Consider the following 20287-nt stretch of genomic DNA (forward strand, 5'->3'; position numbering starts at 1 on the left):
TAAAGTGCGCTATACAAAAATGAAAAAAACACAAAAAAAATAAGCCTTTTCAAGCTTTTAAAATGGTTTTGAAATGTTCAACTGTCAAACTCCCGGGATGAAGCAACAAGTACAATAGCTATTGATACTTCAATTGGATACGTAGAACCATAAGTATATTACAACAATTTATAGATTAAGATTATATAGATAAAATGTAATTATATGGTATAATGTATAAGTACCTAAAAAGTTATAATTCTTATATTTATGGAAATGTTTTGAATCAAAGAAATAAAGAATCTTAAGTTATAATAAAAGCTATTATATTATTCTTAGGAGGTGAAAAATTGAGCAAATTCAAAAAAATAAATTTGGATAAAATAGATGAGTTGAGCATGAATATAATAAGCTATATATTTTTAGTAGCCAGTTTGTTTTTTTTATATACTGCGTATGTTTCAGCCGATTTGCCTGAAATCCCACGAAAAACTGTTTTGTTCTTAACATCTCCCATTGGAGGGTTTTTAGTATCACTTTTGCTTTTTTTAATTTTTAGGGGAGCTCTAATTATTAAGAAGACACAAATGGCACTTGATAGGTTTAATGAATTATATGATTCTAATTTATCGAATAAAGAGCAATAAAATTTTTCTTTAGTTTAAACATTATTAAAATTAACTTAATTATAAAAAATTGCATTTCAAAAAATCCCCAGAGAATTCAAGCATAGAATTCTCTGGGGATTTTATAAATCGTTGGATTTTAGTTTTACTAAATATGTTTAACAATCCTCTATAGGAGTATAATATCTATAACTAATAGCTTTACGTACTTTTAGGTAAAGGAGGATATAATATGCTAAAAAAATCAAAGGGAATTCATCATATAACAGCAATTGTCGGTGACCCACAAGAAAATGTAGATTTTTATGCTGGAATTTTAGGACTGCGGCTCATTAAAAAAACCGTCAACTTTGATGATCCTGAAACCTACCATTTATATTTTGGAGATGATATAGGTAGACCAGGAACTGCAATGACTTTTTTCAATTGGCTGGATGGACACCAAGGTAAGATAGGTGATGGTCAAGTGGGTATTACAGCATTTATTGTGCCAAAGGGGAGTTTTTCCTTTTGGAAGGAAAGACTAGAAAAGTTTAACATCAAATATTCATTGGAGGACAAATTTGGCCAAAGTCATATATCCTTCCATGATCCCCATGGTTTACATTTGGAATTAGTTGAGAGTGAGGCAGGCAACAATGTTAGATGGAGCTTTGGCGGTGTGACCCCTGAAGTAGCCATTAAAGGTTTTTTTGGAGTAACATTGTACTCCAGTGATACCGAAAGAACCATATATCTATTGGAAAACATTATGGGTTTAACTAAAATAGAAAAAGATAAGGAGACAATACGATTTAGTACCTCAGGAGAAATAGGAAATATAATTGATGTATGCATTACTTCCCAGGGAACCGGCGATATAGGTATAGGTACGGTGCATCATATAGCCATACAGGTAGAAGATGATCAAGAGCAATTAGAGTGGAAAAAACATATTGCAGAATTTGGTTATGATGTTACACCAGTTAGGGAAAGGAATTATTTCCGTTCAATATATTTTAGGGAAAAGGGAAATATACTCTTTGAAATAGCCACTAACGGCCCAGGCTTTATGATTGACGAAGCATATGATGAAATGGGTGAAAAGCTTATGCTGCCCCAATGGTATGAGTCCAAAAGAAGTAATTTAGAAAAAACACTACCACCAATAAAGGTTAGAGAAATAGAAGTAAACTAATGGTAAAATTTCAATTTTGATAAATTTTAAAACCTTAGGATGAAAATTCACCTAAGGTTTTATTTGCTGTGGGCCCAGCATGGGTGCAGTCTAACGAATAGAGATAGTGAAGAAGTCTAGCAGCAAAAAAACATCAATGTTATATACATTGGTGTTTTTTTATTCCCCAGAAAAAGTCTAAGCCGTAACAAGCCTTCAGCTACCACGACATTAAAAGATAGAGTAGCAATAGAAGGAAGTATTAGGAAATGGTGGGGTATCGCCATCAAATCAGCAATCAAGGGGGTAATATTATGGGGATAGGAAAATTTAAAATGGATACCTCGAAGGAGCTTCAAGGAGTTCTTTCGAATATAAACCAATTAAGTTCGCTTAGATACACTTCTTCAGGCTATGACGCAAGCGACATTTTAATTGATTATTTACGGGCCTATGAAAAGGCGGGATTAACAGAAAAACAAGAGAAAATAATTAATTTAGTGTACAAGCGTGAATATACACAAAAGGAAGCGGCGGAAATACTGGGTTGTTCTCAACAGGCAGTTCAACAACATATAAAAGCATCTTTTAAAAAAATTGTTGAAGCATATAAAGGGGACCTGCCTGGTGAACAGGGCAAATAATAATATAAATATTAATCGAATCTTTTATCAGCATGGTATTGATCCAGCCAACCTTCCGAAAATTAAAGAAGAAGTTCTTAGTCTGGAATATTATGACGGCAAGTTCCTTGGTAATTATACTACAGCCTTTAAGGTGATGGTTTCACGCCTCATTAGTATGGTACCAATTCCAGACTTAAAGTTCCGTAATAAAGCCGTTAAGGTGCTAACAGATGCTTATATTTTACAAGTAGGGGAAGCACCAAATGGATTACAGCTTACCCTACTTGCAAATTGGATACTGGCTGACATTCTTCGAAATACACATCCAGACAAAGTAACAAAGGAAAATTACCCAATATTAAATAAAGGACAACTAAAAGCTCGTCATATACGGGAACGGGTGGATATGTATATTGAGGGATATGCAAATGAAAAAAAATGAAAAAATTAAATTTTGTACCTTGTATATTATGGCTCCAGCCTATTATTAAGGTGAGAGCGGTTAGTTCTCAAATATAAAAAAGGGGGAAGTTTATCATGTATTTAGTTGTAAACAAATCTGGAAGCCAAATTCCTGTTTATAGGGACAATGGTAAAAATGAAAGGATTGGAACTATTTTTAACAACGAGTATTACACAATTACAGATTCAAATCCTTGGTATGGAACCGCAACGGGTATCATGTTTAGAAATTCCAGCGGCAACTTTGTAGGCGGTTTAATCGTTCATTGGGGTTGGGGAGATGATCCGCCAACAAATCAAGATCCAATTCATTTACACCCAATTACCACAGCCACAATTGGCGGAGTTACCCATAGGGTACTTAATGTAAGACGGGACACCAATTATAGAAATCCAAACGGCACTATTCATTCAAGAGTAATTCGTGCTGGGGAAAGAGTTGCAATTAGAAATAATACCACGGGTCAGACCCATAAAGACCATCTGCTTTTCTATTATCTATGGGACGCTAACCTGGGGGTGTGGCAAACACCAACGAGCCAAGGATACGGATTCGTGAATATGGGCTTCAATGGAAGTCCTGGTGGAAGCTCTGTTTCCACAGCGTCAGTTTACGGAAGTTAGTGGATAAGGAAAAAAAGACAATAAGGGGGTTAGGAATATATGGGGAATTTAGAAAATGTTTATATAGGATGCCAAAAAATAAAATATGGTGGAATAGACCTTGGTCATACCGATGGTGGCTGTGAATTCACTTATACACCAGAATATACAGATATATTAGTCGACGCATATGGCACCACCGTTGCCGATAAAGTCTTGACTGGGGAAGCTGTTACTGTTAAGGTTCCATTGGCAGAATTTACACTGGAAAGACTTAAATCGGCAATACCTTCAGGCACTTTAGCAGGTGACGTATTGAAAATCGGTTCCTCACCGGGTAAGAGATTAAGCACCCAAGCGCAAGAGTTAGTTCTTCACCCGATGGATAAGCCCGATGAAGACAAAAGTCTTGATATCAAACTTCATAAAGCGGTAATTGTGAATGAAATCATTTTACCATTTAGGGCCGACGAAAAGACCGTTTACGAAGTTGAATTTCTAGCACTTGTCGACGAAAGCAACGAAGACGGGAACTACCTTGCTTCCATCGGCGAATAATTTCTTGACCCGTGCTTAAAGGCACGGGTTTTTTTAAAATATAGAAAATAGTGTTTCAACGGTCCAAATTTTATAAAGGGGGTTGTTATCAATGGCAAAGGAAAAATTAAGCAATATCATTCCATTGGAAAAAGTAGTTAAAATCGGGGGTAAAACCTTTAATATTAAGAAATTACCCTTGGGACAATATGCAAAGGTTCTTCTTATATTAAAGAAATTACCTGGTGGCCTTCTTAAGGAATTTCAATCACTGGATGTTAACGATGAAGAGGCACTTATGGCAACCTTATTCGGAACTGCTGCAGAAGCATGGTGGCAGGTTATCGAAATTATTGCAATTGGTTCAGGTATCGACAAGGAAGTCATCGAAAATGATCCTTCCATTGGATTGGACGGTGGTGTTGAATTATTCCTTGCTATTTGGGAGGTTAATAATCTTGCCGCAGTCATGAAGTCAGTAAAAAACGCAATGTCCCAATCAATGGCGCAATAAAAAAGCCCACCATTAGGTTGGGGAATGATAACGATGGAGCCTGGCTATATGACGTTATTCATTGTCTTGCGTCAGCCTACGGCTGGGATAAGAAGATTATACTGGAACAAATATATCCCAACGAAATAGAACCGTTGCTTAAACGTATTAGACGGGACGAAGTCAATAAGAATTTGACACAGCTTGCCATTGTCCACAACCCAAAAAGTAAGAATCCTAAAAAGTTGGTTTTACAACTTGAAAAGCAATTGAAGCAAATGGATGGACATTATTACGAAATTAAAGAAATGGACGCTGAGAACGAAAATAAGTTGATAGCTATTAAAGAGATGATGAAAGAGAACGCCAATAAGATAAGAAGCTAAAGCTTATTGGTATAACCTTGCTTAAGTTAAGGGGGTGAAAGCATGGCAGGAAGTATTATCGCAACCTTGAAGTTAAAGACTGATGAATTTCAAAAAGAGCTTGATGAAGTAAAGAATAAACTGGAAAAGACATCAAGCGATTTCAAAAAGGTTGGAACAGCGCTGAAGTCAGTAGGAGGCACAATGTTGTCCGGCGTAAAGATAGCAGCGGACTTTGAGAAAATAATGGCAAAAGTAGGGGCAGCTTCTGGCGCATCAGACTCAGAATTGAAACAATTAAACGAAACTGCTAAAAAATTAGGTGCTTCTACGTCATATACGGCTATACAAGTTGCAGAAGGCATGGAATATCTAGCAATGTCAGGCTTAGAAGCCAGCGAAATAATTGTTGCAATGCCAGAGTTTCTTGATATGGCAACGGTTGGGCATGACAGCTTAAGTGATACTGTCACATTGCTAAATTCAGCGTGGGAGGGAGTTAAGATTTCTATTGGTGAATACTTCATTCCATACGTTAATGAAGCGGCCCAATGGCTGAAAGTGTTGGTAGATTGGTTCAATGGATTAAGCGAATCACAAAAAGATAGTATTGGCAAATGGTTGGCAATTTCCTCTGCAGTATTTTTGGTTCTTGGAGAATTGATGGTGATTGTTGGATACTTGCCTAATGTAATCGATGGTATCCAATCGGTGATCAATGTAGCAAAAGGTTTAGGATCAGCGTTTATGTTCTTAACTACAAACCCAATGGGATTGTTGATTGTTGCAATTACAGCATTAATAGCGGTTTTTGTTTATTTATGGAAAACCAACGAAGATTTTCGTAACAAAGTTATAGAGATATGGGAAACAATAAAAACTGCACTTATTGCAGTATGGGACTATCTTCTACCCTGGCTTCAAGACATATGGGAAAATATAGCGGCTCTTGCAACGTTTATCTTTGAAGGACTCCAACAATTTTGGGATACCTGGGGTGACTATATTATTGCTTTGTTTACATTCATGTGGGATATTGTTTCTGCAGTATTTGAAGCAGCCTTCAATATAATAATGGCGATTGTTAAGTTTGCTCTTGAAACAATAAAGAATATATTCGGTTTTTGGGTTGCCATATTTACTGGTGATTGGGAAAAGGCCTGGGGGTATATAAAGGCACAATTCCAAGCATATTGGGACCTAATAACTGGTATATTCAGAGGAATTTGGACATTATTAACCGGACTATTTAATGCATTTAGGGATAACTTCAATAATTTGTGGTCTTCCCTATGGCAGGGCATTTATAGTATGTTTGCCAATATTATAACAAATACAATCAACAGATTCAAAGATTTGCCCAGGGCAATTATAGGGGCCTTAACCGATATGGTAAATGGTATAAAAAATAAAGTTGAACAAGCTAAGAATCTACTTTCTAATTTGAACCCATTTAAGCGTCATTCACCGTCATTGGTTGACAATATACTTGCAGGAGTAGATGTAATAAAAGATACTTATCGAAGCATTGGTGAAATGGAGATCAATGGACCTTCTATTGGAGGATTAATTCCAGGAAGGATAAACCTACATGATGCTTTGGGTAGCTTTGACGGAAGCAGTGCTGCAGCATTGAGTGGTAGCAACTACAATGCACCACTTGTTCATGTGGATAAAATGGAAGTAAGGGATGATAACGACATTAGACTAATATCATCGGAGCTTTATAATCTTCAAAGAAGCTCAGAAAGGTCGAGGGGGCGATAATCTATGGGGAAAGGTTTTAAATATGATGGGATGCATAGTGATGATCTTCATATAACTTTAACGGGCAAAAATGTCCCGATTGTTCCGTCATTAGTTGAACACTTTGAAACAATAGCAGGAAGGGATGGTGCTTGGGACTTTGGGGTTCAATACGGAACCCGTACCATCGAACTTGATTGTATTATCCTTGCAGTAAATCCACAGGATTTAAAAAATAAGCTTCGTGCTTTGGCGGGATTTTTTAACCCACGACGTGCTGCAAGACCTTTAATATTTGACGATGATCCTACAAAAATATATTTTGCAAGACTGACTGGACAATTGCCCCTAGCACAAATTGGGTCATTAGGCTCCTTTACTCTTCACATGACTTGCCCAGATCCATTCGTGTATTCTACTAATGAAGAAATAATAAGCGGAACTGAAATGATATATGTAACCAATGAAGGAACTCATTATGCACAACCAACACTTATTGTTGTCCACAATGGCGGCGCTGGTAAGGTTACCCTCAATCGCTCAGACGGTAAAGTACAAGAATTAAGCTTTGCAAGCAATTCACCAAGTGGAACATATACCATAAATTGCAAAGAAGGAACAATTGTTAGAAATAATACCGGGGCTTATAAATTCGTAACAGGTGATTTTTTTCAACTGCCTGAAGGGGTCAATACAATTGAAAAAAATGGAGGGGTGGATAATATCGAAGTAAGGTACCGTCACACCTGGATTTAGTCTTTAAGCGATAGTTCTTCGGAACTATCGTTCTTTTATAACAAAGATTAGTTTTGTAAATTTTTTATATTTAATGAAAAAAGGGCAGAAGTGATATTTCTGTCTATTAATTGGGGGTGAAGATATGGCAAAGCAAAAGGTTCTCATAACCAACAAAATGGATTTTATAAGCTTGGACACACAAAATGCCAAGTTTGTTCCCTTTCTTGCTAGTAATGCCGAAGACCACCCTGCCCAAATCGTAGATGTCGGAACTCCGACCTTTGTTGATGGGGTAAGGGGTAAAGGTATTAAGCATAATAGAAATTATGCCTATAAATGGCATAGTGTTACTTTTCCCGATGATACCAAGAGAATTATATCATTTTGGTTTAAACCTACAGCAGAAGATGTTGAAGCTACTGGCTCCAATTGGCGGATACTTGCATCTACAAGGGGAGACGGTTACGGTACCAATTATGGATTCCATGCAGCTTTATATAATGGAAGATTAAATGTAAGGGTTTACGGAAATGCCGGTTCTTTAGATATGTATTCTCAAGGAACAACGGGAACCTCAACATATCCGTATTTTATGGCTGAAGCTGATAAATGGCACCACTTTTTATTAATATATGACGAAGACGGGTTTTATAAGGTGGACGTTTTTGTAGATGGAGTGAGGATACTCTACTCAGGTGTTAATCCACATGTAAGGGGCTTTACAAGATCCTTTACTATTGGAGATATGTTAAATAGCAATGGAACAATTTCTGTGAATGCCTTCGAAGGAGAAACTGATGAAGTTTTCTTCATCAGTGGAGAAGCATGGACTATGGATAATCGAGGTAATTACTATGATGATATAACCAACAATCGATTCGTTGATTATTGGACGCTTCCTGGTTCAATACAACTTCCCCAATATATAAAAAGGACAGAAATAGAACGAGATGTTCCCGATGGTGAACCTGGCGAAACAGAGATCATTATTGTTGAAGAATTAGTGTATAGCGACCAAGTTGTTGAATGGGAAAGTAAAGCATTAGACCTTGACAAACCATTTGATAATTATGGGCGACTTCAAATTAATTATGAAGCTCCACAAGAAACAACCCTCAGATTTTTTACAAAGGTTAGCTCAGACGGTACACAATGGTCAGTATGGGAAGAACTACGTCATGACGGGGTTATTATTTCACCAAGTGAAAGGTTTTTGAAAATAAAGATACAATTATCAACAGGTAATTTGAATAAAACCCCAAGGGTAGATGAAATTCAAGTACTGGAATATGGAACCATTGAAAGACTTCCATTAGTTAATCAGCCTTTAAAGCTATATAAAGACCTTGATACTGGGCTTGAGTATATAGGTGAGTTGATGAATGCTTACGATATTATTGTTGAAGAAGAAATTAACGGCGAAGACCTTCTTACCTTTAAGGTGCCAATTAACGATCCTAAGCGAAGGGAATTGGGAGCCGAACCCGTGGAACTTATAGCTGAAATTTCTGATAGACGTTATATCATAAGGGAAGCGATAGATGAAAGAAGCGATGATGGTAAGCTGTATACCACCTTTAAGGCAGAAGCGTTATTCTATGAATTAAGAGATTTCAAAATTCCAAAGCTAGAGCTAGAAGACGCAACGGCATTTCAAGCAATTACAGAAATTTTAAAGGCTTCGGTTCCTGCATCAGGATGGACTCTTGGCCTATGCGAGATACCCAACACCCGTAAAAGGGATATAAAAATTGAATGGAAATCCGTATTGATGGCACTTCGTGAAGTTTTAAATATTTGGGGCGGAGAATTAGTATTTAACAGCATTACCAAAGAAGTTTCATTTTATCAGATATATGGGGCAGATAATGGGGTTCGTTTTTACTATAATAAAAACTTAAAACGCATTGTTCGAACTGTTGATACGTACGAACTGATTACACGCCTGTATCCACAGGGAAAAGGAAACTTAGATATAAAAACAGTAAATGAGGGAATTGAATACCTAGAGGATTTAACATGGGTAAATGCTTTGGAACTGAGAAACAAGATAAGAGTTGGACATTGGAAGGACGAAGGCTATATTTATCCCAGTGATTTAAAGGAAGCAGCCCAGCTAATACTTGAAGATATAAGTCGCCCAAGGATAGGTTACGTTGTAACAGTTCAAGATCTTTCTCTTTTATCAGGACATGAGCATGAAAGCTTTAATATGGGAGACTATGTTTACACTGTTGACAACGAACTATTATCTTCAGAAATTAAATCCCGAATTATCAGACGTCAATATAATGTTAGGGAACCATGGAAAACAGTTGTTGAACTGGCACAATCGAAGCGGCTATTGTCGGATGCACTTCGTAAAGCAGTTGATGATAAAATGGAATATTTACAGACCGCCGACCTATTAGATGCCACCGATGCCCGACAAATGACGGTCTTTAATTATCTTCTTAATTCGAGGGCAGAACAAGGGATTAACGCAGATTGGCAACAAATTGGAACAGGATTTACCATTGCTAATGAAGGTCATTCAGGGGAATGGTCTTTTAAAGTTGACGGAAATTTTGGTAAGACAAACAGATTAATACAACGAGTTTACGGGGTTTCACACCGAAACTCCTATACTATATCAGCAGCGGTTGGAACAGAGGGGCAAGTGGTTAGGGGCGGAACCCAGGGGCTAGAGCCCTTTGTTGGATTGAAGGTTGTTATAACCTACACCGATGGAACAAAGGAAGAACAGCTTCTTGGAATTGATGATACAACCAAAAACTAAGGTATAGATCTCGTGTATTAAAGTAGATTAGGGGGTGAATTAATGGCGATGAACAGTGTCTTCTTCAATATTAAAGCCAAGAATGTTCTGGCCAATGCTTCAAAAAGGGTGGATTACATTGATGTGATGCTGGAAATGACCGACTATTCTGGTGCAGTTTATTTTACTGATATAATATTCCAAGGCGGCGGGGTTGCGACGTCGTGGGTTGGTCATGTATCAGAAATAAAATGGTCCTTTGACAATGCTTAAAGCAGAAGATTGGGTTCGTTATTATGGCACATTTAGCCCGAACGCAACCGACAAAAGGGTCCAACATATTGACCTTGAAATTGTCGTTTCGGATGCTGTAATACGAAATGAAAGAAATGAAGATGTTCCAATTTATTTTACAGATCTTCAATTTCAAACGGGGGAACAGGTAACAGGGTGGGTTCCTAAAACTGAGGAATTGCTACAAAGCTTATCCCATACCAATGACGAAACACGCTTCATGGCTTCAAACAATCATCACTTAGGTAGACCACCACGTCAATGGGAGCTTCAAGAACGATTATTTAATATAGTTGGTCGTGGCCACCAGGTAATTTGTATCCCCAATTACTTTCCAGAAGATTGGGATGTTGAAATTTTACCTTCTGGAATTGACTTAACCCTTTATGCAAAAGAAGATTTTGATTTAATGCGGATATCAACAGCGGTTGGTAACCATATACCTTATGGTGAGGGGCGTATGTATGATGCAATAATTAACGATTTTTCGGCAGACAATTGGATTCAAAACTACTTTGATACCCACCCGTTGCATTATCGCTATTCTCGAGAGTTTTGGATCAATGGCGGAATTGGTTCAGCAGAGCAACCAATTAAAATAATAGCTTCTACAAGAATGGCGTCATTTGCTGGGCAGGGTATAGATATAAAGGAAAGAAAAACAATTAATATTGGGGGTTACCCCATGTATGTTGGACGCAATCAATTTATGACTATTCCAAAGGGGTCAGTCCGTTTTCTAATTGAGTTTTATAAACAAATTCCCCTTCGGCGTTCTGGGGCTCCTTACGATGGGTGGTTACATTTGGCAGATACAGGAATTGGCTATTGGGGAAGGGCGGAATTCAAGCAATGGACCTATGGACGTTCAAGAATTTAAAAGGGGGTGTTTGATATGTCAGATAATCGTCGAATAATAAGCTGGACACTTATGGCGAATAATAACGAATCAAGTGATTTTAATCGAGACATACGAAAATATAACCATAAAATATATTCAATAGGTCTTCACGAATTTGGGATTTCAAGGGAAGGATATATTTACAATCTTCGAATGGGCTTGCAAAGGGATAACAATTTTGCTGGTCGCTTCTTCAGGGGCGATGGCTCTGTAAACCATATAGCCAGAAATAGTGTTCCTGTTATGCTTGAACAACATATCATTGATTATCCCCATATTGAATGGCACCTTCAACCCGTTTGTTTTGGTTGGAGTTCTGTGAAGCCATTGTTGGACAATGAGAGTGTTAATCCTGAAGGACGTCTTCCTCAGAATCAACTTTCCTATGAGCTCAATCTTTTATTTGACCTTTTTAGTACCTCAAGGAATACAGGGACACCCCTTAACATTATCGGATTAGAACTTGACATTGAGGCCACCATGTCTGGTGACCCTGATGCTATTGGATATGACGATAAATTTGTTCAGCTATTACAAAAGATTAAGCAAGAAGTTGTAATTCCAAGGAATTTAAAGTACAGAATTAACACCTTTGCACAATGGGGAAGAAATAATCCCTTTTATTACAGATTTCATAATTATGAAAAGTTGGCAGAAGCATCAGATCATCAGGGAAACGCCCTTGTTGACGAAATACAAATAATGACCTATGACTTCGCTTGGTCCGGCTCAGCACCAGGAGCATCAACACCTGTCTATTGGTTTCGTAATGTGGCTAACTGGGCAAAGAAATGCTTCGACCCAAAGGAAAACCCAAAAAGCAAACTATCAATGGATAAGATATTCCTTGGATCAGCAGGATACGGAGTTCGTTGGGGTATATTTAATCCAGAAGAAAGACAGGGTCGAAACATCACTTTTCGAAATCTTATTGGGTGGCAAAATGGATACTACCGACATTTTCACCAAAACGAAGATGGTGTTTATGTTTACCACCATCAAGAATATCTTCAACAAGCAGCATTTGAGGATTTTCATTCAAAAAATCAAATTATGCTTCCCCACGTGTATGATATACTCTCAGCTAAATACGGAGACATTACGGGGCATAGTACCGCCAGAGATTATTATAACTCAAAACACTTTGCAACAACATATTCACGAAGTCAGCAGGGGGAATTTGGAAATGTTGTAGCAGTATTAACCGAACCCGATACAATTGATGGGAAATTCGCACCAATGGCACCCTTAACAAAAAAGGTCAATAATCAAGATTATATCTTCAATGGGTTTATCCCCCAAAGACGGCAATTCATTCCTAAGTTCAAAACAGAAGATGGTCAAGTAGTCAAATATTGTGATCTTGAGGAAGTATCTGAAGCATCGGCCATTTATAATGTGCAGGCATCAGGAACCTACAAAGTTATAGCATTACTTGGTTTTCCATGGTACTCAAATGCTAGAATAGGTGGAACAATTAACGGTCAATCCTTCAATTTTGGTAGCAATCTTCCAGACTATTATCCCCTTTACTTTAAACAATCACATTGGGCGGAGCTAGGAACATACACCTTTAATGGAGAAGGCTCCATTATTATTAACGGAGAGGCTTGTGATAGTGGTGTTCATATTTTTGGCTTTGTCCTTAGTCAAACCTACAAGCACAGCTTCCAAGGTGGAGCCATTGATTTTAATACGAATGTGCAACCCTTTGCTAAGAAAGATAAGTCATCTGCACCAATCCCTTCAAATCTAGTGCTTTCATTAGAGGTTTTAAGGCAAGATGCACGGCCAGCAATATTATGGGAAGACCGCTTTGGCCACTACTTAAATGACGACTTCGTTGTTGAAAATGGACTGCATAATACCACCTATTATTTACGTTATGGTACGCGAACCACCAATGGTGCAACCTTCGACGATAGTCTTGGTTATGATCGTTGTATAGGTACTATAACATCAGGACATTCAACCGGGACTTGGCAGGTTAATAATGATGCCTTCGGGTCAGCCAGTGCCGTTGGCAGTGGTGACTTGGTTTTTAATAAGCAATTCATTGGTAACCTCCAGGTTGAAGCAACCCTTCGACTTGAGCAAGGTAATGAAGTTGGTGTTCGTTTCGGTGGTACTGCACATGACAATGGATATATTTTTATTTATAACTATTCCACCCATAGAGTCAGACTTGTGCACCAAAGCGGTGGAACAATGACTACAGTGGTACAGGAGGCTTATGCTTATCCAAGAACTTTAGGAGAACGACTTACCCTTAAGGTTCAAATGTACAATGGAAGGGCCTATTGCTTTGTTGGAACTGTAAGGGTATTTAGTTCCAATGGTATTGCCCTAGACCGTACTGCTGGCGGTGCCTGTGGTGTTTATTCACCAACTCCAGCAAGGGTTTATGTCTTAGGAATCAGTACACTTGATCGTTGGGAACCAATGGAGAAATTTGAAATCCAAGTTGATGGGAACATTTATAAGTTTGGGGAAGAATCACGTAATAATATCCAATATGATGAGTGGGGATATTTGATGTATTCAGGGAGAAATGAAATAAATACAAGAGTTAATCCTAATCAGTTCCCAAAGGATTATACATTCCATATTCAAGAGATTTCCGGTTTTCAAGGTTCAAAAAACCTTAAAATTAAGTTCGTAGACCCAGGTCTTTGGTTCGCCAATTGTTATGTCGGAGATGCACAAGGCTGTTCTATAATGTATGCTGGAGACAGCTATACCTTTAATAACTTAATGAATATCGCTGTTGAAGAATACGGTGCAAAAGGAATTGGCCTCTGGACACTGGGTCAAGAAGACCCACAAGTCTTTGAAATAGTTCCGGATACAAAATAAAGTAGGATTCAATTTAAGGGGGGTGCTTGTGTGGAAAACTTTCTTGTTACCCTTGCACAAAGTCAAGGGCTATGGGCAGCGTTGTTTATCTTCCTATTTCTTCATCAAATAAAAGAGAATAAGCAAGCAAGAGTTGAAGCGGCAGAAAGGGAAGACAAGCTTATAAATTTTATTACCAACATGTCAGCCAATTTTGAGAGTCTTGCGGCACAATACAAAAATCTTGCTAAAGATGTTGATTATATTAAAACTAAGGTCGCTGAAAATCCTCTAAGCAAATAATAACATCACCGCTGGAGGGCATTAATTATGCAATTTCCTAAAATAAAAATCATGAATATAAACATATAAACATATTAATTAATATTATGGTATATTATAATTACTTGAGGAAATTTCATTATTCCCTTTGGTTGATTCTTTTACATAAATTTCAATTATGCAATTTCCTAACTTATGAAAATTAATCAAGAAAGGCGGGCTGAACATGGTTGAAAAAAAGGCCGTTAAGAAGCCTTTTTCTGTAAGGGTTGACGAAGATACCGCAGAAAGATTACGTGTATTATCAGCGGTGTTGAATGTTGATCTTGCACAACTGTTCGAAATTATAGTACATGAGATGGAACATAAATATCTTGATGAAGAACAAAAACGTGCAATGGATATACTTCTTACGGCACGGTATAATTACAAAAAAAGATAACATAAATATAATCACAAGTCGGAATAATATTCCGGCTTTTTTTTTAAAAAAATTGTAATTAGTTTTCAAATGAAGGACAAATAGTTCTTCATTTTTTTGATTTTTACCACCGTCCTTCTAAAAAATTTGAATCGCTTGATTGGAATTTTTTACAAAATACCGCATTGTAAACATGTTTACGTTGCTATATAATGTAAATAAATTACAAAAAGGGATTATATAGGACGCTTAACAAAATATTCCCATATACACCATAACGAACCTCAAAACATTTCGACATTAGTCCCTAACTACTAATTCGAAAAGGGTCGTTATGATGAAAAATATTAACAATAAGATTATTAATCAATTGGCTTTACAATTCAATAAGGGAAACACTGGGGCAATAACTGAATTGGTTGAAGCACTAAAGGGTTTTATTAAGCTTGAAGCTGGGAAAGCAGTTTATAAGGCGGAAGGATATAAAATACAAATCCCTGCTGAAGACTTTGAAAGTGTTTTTTGCCAAGCAATATGGGAAGCCGCCAAAGATTTCAACGGTTCTTCTCATTTTATCCAAAGACTTAGAATCTTTATGAAAAGAAGGGAAGCTGACGTATGGCGGCAATATCGTACAATTAAGGATGGAGAAATTAATTACATTAAAGCAAGGTTAACTTCACTAGATGCTGAAATTAACGAAGAGAGGGACACCATAGGTGACATAATTCTTACAAAACATGCTTCGCCAAGTCATGAAGAGGAAATTGTAGGCTTAAATATCATCTGTAACGCAATTAATGATTTTGCTCGTGTGAATGCTAAATTCGCGGCAATAATTGAGATGTTATCTATGGAAGCAACCCAAGAAGATATTGCTAATTTCCTTGGTGAAGCTCAGTACGACGGAAAGTGTCGTTCGGTAGTTTGCAGGGCAAGAAAAGCCTTCCAGCGGTTTTTAGTCCAACAATACGATTATATTGATTAAATAAAGTTATATAAAGTAGCAGCAAAAACCAGTAGTCCGGTTAGCATTGAAATTAAACTTGAAGGGAGGGGTAGCGTGAAAAAAGCAATCAAGATAATGGCAAATATTATTGGGGCAGTCTTAGTAATAGTCCTCCTATTTGGACTTCCAGCCTTACTCTTTATGATGTCGTTGGAGGTTATTCTACACGTATTTTGGGGATTACCGTCTTTGAATTTCTTTCAAAGCTCTTGCTTATTTATTGGTCTTATGATTGTTGGGAGGATACTATATGGTATGGCATTTAAAGTAAAAAATTTATTCGAAAATAAGGAGGCAATATTATGGAAAAAGAAATCAATATTGATGAAATACTTGATCAAGTAATGAGGTTGGAAGTTGGTCAACCATTGGATGAAGCCATTGGTTTGGAAGTGTTTAAACTGAAGAAGAATAATATATTACTAGACGTCAAGGATGTGTTTTCTGGAAAAGTAGTAGGTCAATCTAATTGGACAACAGCCGACGGAACACCGATTTTTATACCTAAATTTTCTACAGTTCCCTTCGTTGGTTGTTTGATGATTGAAGACCTTGACGCGATTATTACGATTGAAAGGAAGAAAAAAGGCACCTATGGCGCTAAATTTGGTGGACATGAAGGATCGAATGTTTTCATAGAAGCAGCAACATTTCCAGAAGCAATTGCAAGGGCTGCGTTATTTGAAGCTTTTTTTAAGAAGGCAAAAGAAGATATATAATAAAAAACGTTATAATGGTAATTTATGGTATAGACTTTCATTGTTATTATAAATATAGTAATATTTAAGTAGAGATTGACGTAGGATGATACTGCTGATAAAATGGATAATAATAGAAAAAAATACAATAATTGAAAGGAAAGGATATTTATGAAGTTCAAAGGAATATTTATAATTGCAGGGGTTCTAATACTAATAGCAGCCCTCTTTGGAGGGAAGTATATAACTGGAGTTCTTAAAGAAACATCGGAAGAAATAGAACAATCAAGAAATGTAGAAGACATTCTAAAGGATGTTTATAATATGACGGGATTACTTGTGGGTGACAATATTATAGGAGAACATTTAGAATTTACTGAAGAAAATATAGATAATCTAATCGTTGAACTTACCAATTCCAATTACTATTATAAACCAAGCCTTATTGACGGTTTGAATGAATGGAAAGAAGGAAATCTCCATCGATTAACCGCCCTTCGCAACTTTACTGGTGAGCAATTAAACATTCACAAAACAAATAATAGTATTATATGGGAAAATATGCCGGAATGGACGGTTAAGCTTGCTAAGGAAAATGGTCATTATCCTGAATGGTTGGAGGAAGGCTTCAAATTTAACCTATGGGAAGATGCCCTTGGAAAGTTTGTAAGTATGGATTTTGCAACTGAAGAAGATAAAATTGAAGCGGCAAAAGATATTCTAAGGGGTATGGAATTTGAATCAGAAGAAGAATGGGAAGAAGCATTTCAGGAACTTATGAATAGCAAAGAATAATAAGGACAGCCTCAAAAGGAACCATAAAAAAGAGTAGCCATATATAAGATGGCTACTTAGACTGATGAAAAACCCCCATCTTCTTCGTTGCTTCGAAAACCTAGCACCCTTACGTATTACGTATACGCTGCAGTCGCTAGGTTTTCTTGCGCCTTGAATCTGCGGTTTTTTGATCAGTCTGCATTTTGATGACTTTGTCATCAACCTGAGTAGCCATATATAAGATGGCTACTCTTTTTTATGTAATTCCTACCGAAAGCGCCGTAGACAATCTTTTTATATGGCCCTAACAGTAAGAGTTCTACCACCTGGGTATCCGAGGGCCTTTGCAGCGCCATTTGATACTTCAGCAGCTCTAATTTTAAAACCTTAGGATGAAAAATAACCTAAGGTTTTATTTACTTAAAAATCGATATACCAACACACATAATGGTATATATCTCTAATGAGGAACAATTAACTAAAAATATGTGGTAGTATAAGGCAGTATTTGGGAGGATTAATATGTATACAGTATCACAGTTAGGCTGACATATCGATAGCTATAATAATATATAATACAGCGTATATACCAGCTTTGACTAAACTGGAAAATTTCTGTAAAATTATACTAAGCTTTTTTTTATTCACGTGAAACTTTGCTGTCGACAGCCCAAAATATATAAATATGGAGGGTATTATGATAAAGAAAATAAGTATAGTTTTAATGGTTGTAATATTAATATTTCTTGCTGGCTGTAGTTCAAATGGAGGAAAAACCTTAGAGGCAATTCAAGAGAGTGGATCACTGACATTTGCAATGACTGGCGCTTATCCGCCATTTAATTATATAGACTCTGATGGAGAGTTAATTGGCTTTGATATTGATATTGCCAATGCAATAGCAGAAAAAATGGGAGTGGAGGCAGAGCCACAAACTGTTTTGTGGGATGGAATACTATCTGGGTTAACCAGTGGACGCTTTGATATGATAATTGGTAGTATGGCAATAACGGAAGATCGATTAGAGAAAGTTAATTTTTCAGACCCATACTATTATGATGGAGCTCAATTTTTTGGAAGTGAAGATATAGGTGTAAATGAATTATCAGAGCTGGAGGATGCAACTATAGGAGTAGTTACAGGAACAACCTTTCAAGATTTTTTGACTGATATGGAAAATGTAGCTGATATATTACAATTTGAAAGCGATGTTGATAACATGCGTGCAGTACAACAAGGACGATCAGATGGATTAATAACAGGTTTATTGGTAGGCCTGCATGGAATTGAGAAATTTGATATGCCACTAGAACCTGTGGGAGATCCCCTCTATATTGAGGAAATCGGAATTGCCATTAGGAAAGATGATACTGCACTATTAGAAGCTGTAAACTCAGCTCTACAGGAAATCATAGAAGATGGTACTTATGAAGAACTTAGTGTTAAGTGGTTCGGAACAAATATTTTAAATAACTAAATTAGTGAATTTGAGGATGGGTAATATTAAATATTACCCATTTCAAAATTTAAGGAGGAGAAAGGGAACAGCGATATGTTAAATGAAATCATAAATAGTATAATTATTTTTGCTCACACGGTTATTGAATATGCACCTAAATTTTTTCCAGGTGTAGTCATGACATTGCAACTATCTTTTCTTTCTATTTTGTTAGGGACAGTATTTGGTTTAATTGCTACAATGCTGAAAATGACAAAAATTAAGGCTATAGTGAAGGCAATAGATTTATATATTAGCATAGTAAGGGGAACGCCACTACTTTTACAGCTTATATTTATTTTTCAAGCATTACCACAGATTGGTATTAGATTCTCTCCCTTTGTATCAGCTATTATAGGATTGGCTTTTCATAATGGTGCATACATTAGTGAGATATTTAGAGGTGCAATTGACTCCATCGACTATGGACAGAAGGAAGCTGCTAGGTCATTGGGCATGACAAAATGGCAAGCAATGAAACGTGTAACACTACCACAAGCGTTTAAAAGATCAGTACCGGCCTTAGGAAATCAGTTTATTATTGCCATAAAAGATTCATCCTTGGCCAGTGTTATAACAATAACAGAGACTCTAATGTTAACTCGACAATATACTTCAGCAACCTTTAATCCTTGGCCGATGTTTTTTATTGCAGGATTCTACTATATGGTAATCACAACAGTTTTATCAAAAGGCTTATTAAGATTAGAGAAACGTTTGAAGGTCTATGAGAGGTGAAAAAATGATAGAAATTAAAAATTTGCATAAATATTTTGGAAAGCTTCAAGTTTTAAAAGGTATAGATATGAAGGTGGAAGAAGGTCAGGTTGTTTGTATGATTGGTTCCAGTGGATCAGGTAAAAGTACTTTGCTAAGGTGCATTAACTACTTAGAAAGAAAGAATAAAGGTGAAATATGGATAGATGGAAAACTAGTAAAAGAAAAAGAAAAAAATATTAATGAAATTAGGCAGCAGGTGGGCATGGTGTTTCAGCGATTCAATTTATTTCCCCATAGAACAGCTCTTGAGAATGTTATGGAGGGGCCTATTACTGTAAAAAAGGAAGAGGTAAGCCATGCAAAAGAAAAGGCATTAGCTTTACTAGATAAGGTTGGTTTATCGGATAAAGCCCATCAGTATCCAGCAATGCTATCGGGAGGGCAACAGCAAAGAGTAGCCATAGCTAGAACCTTAGCGATGGAGCCTAAGGTGGTGTTATTTGATGAACCCACTTCTGCTTTAGATCCTGAACTGGTGGGAGAGGTTTTATCAGTTATGAAGGACTTAGCAAAGGAAGGTATGACAATGGTTATTGTAACCCATGAAATGAGGTTCGCTAAAGATGTTGCCGATCAAGTGATTTTTTTGAATGAGGGAGTTATTGCTGAAGAGGGTACACCAAAGGAAATTTTTGAAAATCCTAAGCACGAGAGGTTGAAGGCTTTTCTAGGACAGATTCAATTCTAAATAAGACTATATTTT

At 36.8% G+C, this 20287-nt stretch carries 23 protein-coding genes; all 23 read left to right on the top strand.

What is annotated here, in order from left to right; translation table 11 throughout:
- The first annotated feature begins 329 nt into the window (after nt 1-329).
- The 23 genes from BLP68_RS13880 to BLP68_RS13990 all read left to right on the top strand — a co-directional run bounded on the left by BLP68_RS13880 (nt 330) and on the right by BLP68_RS13990 (nt 20272).
- Nucleotides 330-626, top strand: coding sequence for a hypothetical protein (locus BLP68_RS13880; RefSeq protein WP_091545036.1), 297 nt, complete (start codon nt 330-332; stop codon nt 624-626).
- Nucleotides 627-837: 211 nt separating this feature from the next.
- Entirely contained in the window at nt 838-1782 is a 945-nt protein-coding gene (locus BLP68_RS13885; protein ID WP_091545037.1) for a ring-cleaving dioxygenase, read from the top strand.
- A gap of 293 nt (nt 1783-2075) precedes the next feature.
- Nucleotides 2076-2405 (top strand): sigma factor-like helix-turn-helix DNA-binding protein, encoded by a 330-nt coding sequence (locus tag BLP68_RS13890; protein ID WP_176759039.1) that lies wholly within the window; start codon nt 2076-2078, stop codon nt 2403-2405.
- Nucleotides 2389-2829: a hypothetical protein gene (locus tag BLP68_RS13895; RefSeq protein WP_242876996.1), complete on the top strand. Its 441-nt coding sequence runs from the start codon at nt 2389-2391 to the stop codon at nt 2827-2829. The genes BLP68_RS13890 and BLP68_RS13895 overlap by 17 nt, the downstream gene beginning before the upstream one ends.
- A gap of 95 nt (nt 2830-2924) precedes the next feature.
- Nucleotides 2925-3473: a hypothetical protein gene (locus BLP68_RS13900; RefSeq protein WP_091545041.1), complete on the top strand. Its 549-nt coding sequence runs from the start codon at nt 2925-2927 to the stop codon at nt 3471-3473.
- A 39-nt stretch (nt 3474-3512) separates the two neighbouring features.
- A complete protein-coding gene (locus BLP68_RS13905; protein WP_091545042.1) occupies nt 3513-4010 on the top strand; it encodes a hypothetical protein in 498 nt (165 codons plus the stop codon).
- Between the two features lie 91 nt (nt 4011-4101).
- Complete coding sequence (locus BLP68_RS13910; protein ID WP_091545044.1) at nt 4102-4503, top strand: hypothetical protein; 402 nt, start codon at nt 4102-4104, stop codon at nt 4501-4503.
- A gap of 17 nt (nt 4504-4520) precedes the next feature.
- Entirely contained in the window at nt 4521-4868 is a 348-nt protein-coding gene (locus tag BLP68_RS13915) for a hypothetical protein (RefSeq protein WP_091545046.1), read from the top strand.
- Between the two features lie 42 nt (nt 4869-4910).
- Nucleotides 4911-6614: a phage tail tape measure protein gene (locus tag BLP68_RS13920; protein WP_091545047.1), complete on the top strand. Its 1704-nt coding sequence runs from the start codon at nt 4911-4913 to the stop codon at nt 6612-6614.
- A 3-nt stretch (nt 6615-6617) separates the two neighbouring features.
- On the top strand, nt 6618-7349 hold the full coding sequence (locus BLP68_RS13925; protein ID WP_091545049.1) for a distal tail protein Dit: 732 nt from the start codon (nt 6618-6620) through the stop codon (nt 7347-7349).
- 124 nt (nt 7350-7473) lie between these two features.
- Nucleotides 7474-10110, top strand: a complete 2637-nt coding sequence (locus BLP68_RS13930; RefSeq protein WP_091545050.1) for a phage tail spike protein — start codon at nt 7474-7476, stop codon at nt 10108-10110.
- A gap of 42 nt (nt 10111-10152) precedes the next feature.
- On the top strand, nt 10153-10362 hold the full coding sequence (locus tag BLP68_RS13935; protein WP_242876997.1) for a hypothetical protein: 210 nt from the start codon (nt 10153-10155) through the stop codon (nt 10360-10362).
- Complete coding sequence (locus tag BLP68_RS13940; RefSeq protein ID WP_091545052.1) at nt 10355-11263, top strand: hypothetical protein; 909 nt, start codon at nt 10355-10357, stop codon at nt 11261-11263. The genes BLP68_RS13935 and BLP68_RS13940 overlap by 8 nt, the downstream gene beginning before the upstream one ends.
- A gap of 15 nt (nt 11264-11278) precedes the next feature.
- Nucleotides 11279-14140, top strand: a complete 2862-nt coding sequence (locus BLP68_RS13945; RefSeq protein ID WP_091545053.1) for a glycoside hydrolase family 18 protein — start codon at nt 11279-11281, stop codon at nt 14138-14140.
- A 30-nt stretch (nt 14141-14170) separates the two neighbouring features.
- Entirely contained in the window at nt 14171-14422 is a 252-nt protein-coding gene (locus BLP68_RS13950; RefSeq protein ID WP_176759040.1) for a BhlA/UviB family holin-like peptide, read from the top strand.
- Between the two features lie 205 nt (nt 14423-14627).
- Nucleotides 14628-14843 (top strand): hypothetical protein, encoded by a 216-nt coding sequence (locus BLP68_RS13955; RefSeq protein WP_091545056.1) that lies wholly within the window; start codon nt 14628-14630, stop codon nt 14841-14843.
- Between the two features lie 313 nt (nt 14844-15156).
- Nucleotides 15157-15810, top strand: coding sequence for a hypothetical protein (locus BLP68_RS13960; protein WP_143003105.1), 654 nt, complete (start codon nt 15157-15159; stop codon nt 15808-15810).
- Nucleotides 15811-15885: 75 nt separating this feature from the next.
- Nucleotides 15886-16176: a hypothetical protein gene (locus BLP68_RS13965; protein WP_091545059.1), complete on the top strand. Its 291-nt coding sequence runs from the start codon at nt 15886-15888 to the stop codon at nt 16174-16176.
- Complete coding sequence (locus tag BLP68_RS13970) at nt 16134-16550, top strand: hypothetical protein (protein WP_091545061.1); 417 nt, start codon at nt 16134-16136, stop codon at nt 16548-16550. Before BLP68_RS13965 ends, BLP68_RS13970 begins: the two co-directional genes overlap by 43 nt.
- A 150-nt stretch (nt 16551-16700) precedes the next feature.
- Nucleotides 16701-17324, top strand: a complete 624-nt coding sequence (locus BLP68_RS13975) for a hypothetical protein (protein WP_091545062.1) — start codon at nt 16701-16703, stop codon at nt 17322-17324.
- Nucleotides 17325-18003: 679 nt separating this feature from the next.
- The gene (locus BLP68_RS13980; protein ID WP_091545064.1) at nt 18004-18783 is read left to right on the top strand and encodes an ABC transporter substrate-binding protein; all 780 of its coding nucleotides are present in this window, start codon (nt 18004-18006) and stop codon (nt 18781-18783) included.
- A gap of 75 nt (nt 18784-18858) precedes the next feature.
- A complete protein-coding gene (locus tag BLP68_RS13985; protein WP_091545066.1) occupies nt 18859-19542 on the top strand; it encodes an amino acid ABC transporter permease in 684 nt (227 codons plus the stop codon).
- 4 nt (nt 19543-19546) lie between these two features.
- Entirely contained in the window at nt 19547-20272 is a 726-nt protein-coding gene (locus BLP68_RS13990) for an amino acid ABC transporter ATP-binding protein (protein ID WP_091545067.1), read from the top strand.
- Nucleotides 20273-20287: the final 15 nt, after the last annotated feature.

Origin of the sequence: Alkaliphilus peptidifermentans DSM 18978 (assembly GCF_900101495.1) — a bacterium.
Lineage (GTDB): Bacteria > Bacillota > Clostridia > Peptostreptococcales > Natronincolaceae > Alkaliphilus_C > Alkaliphilus_C peptidifermentans.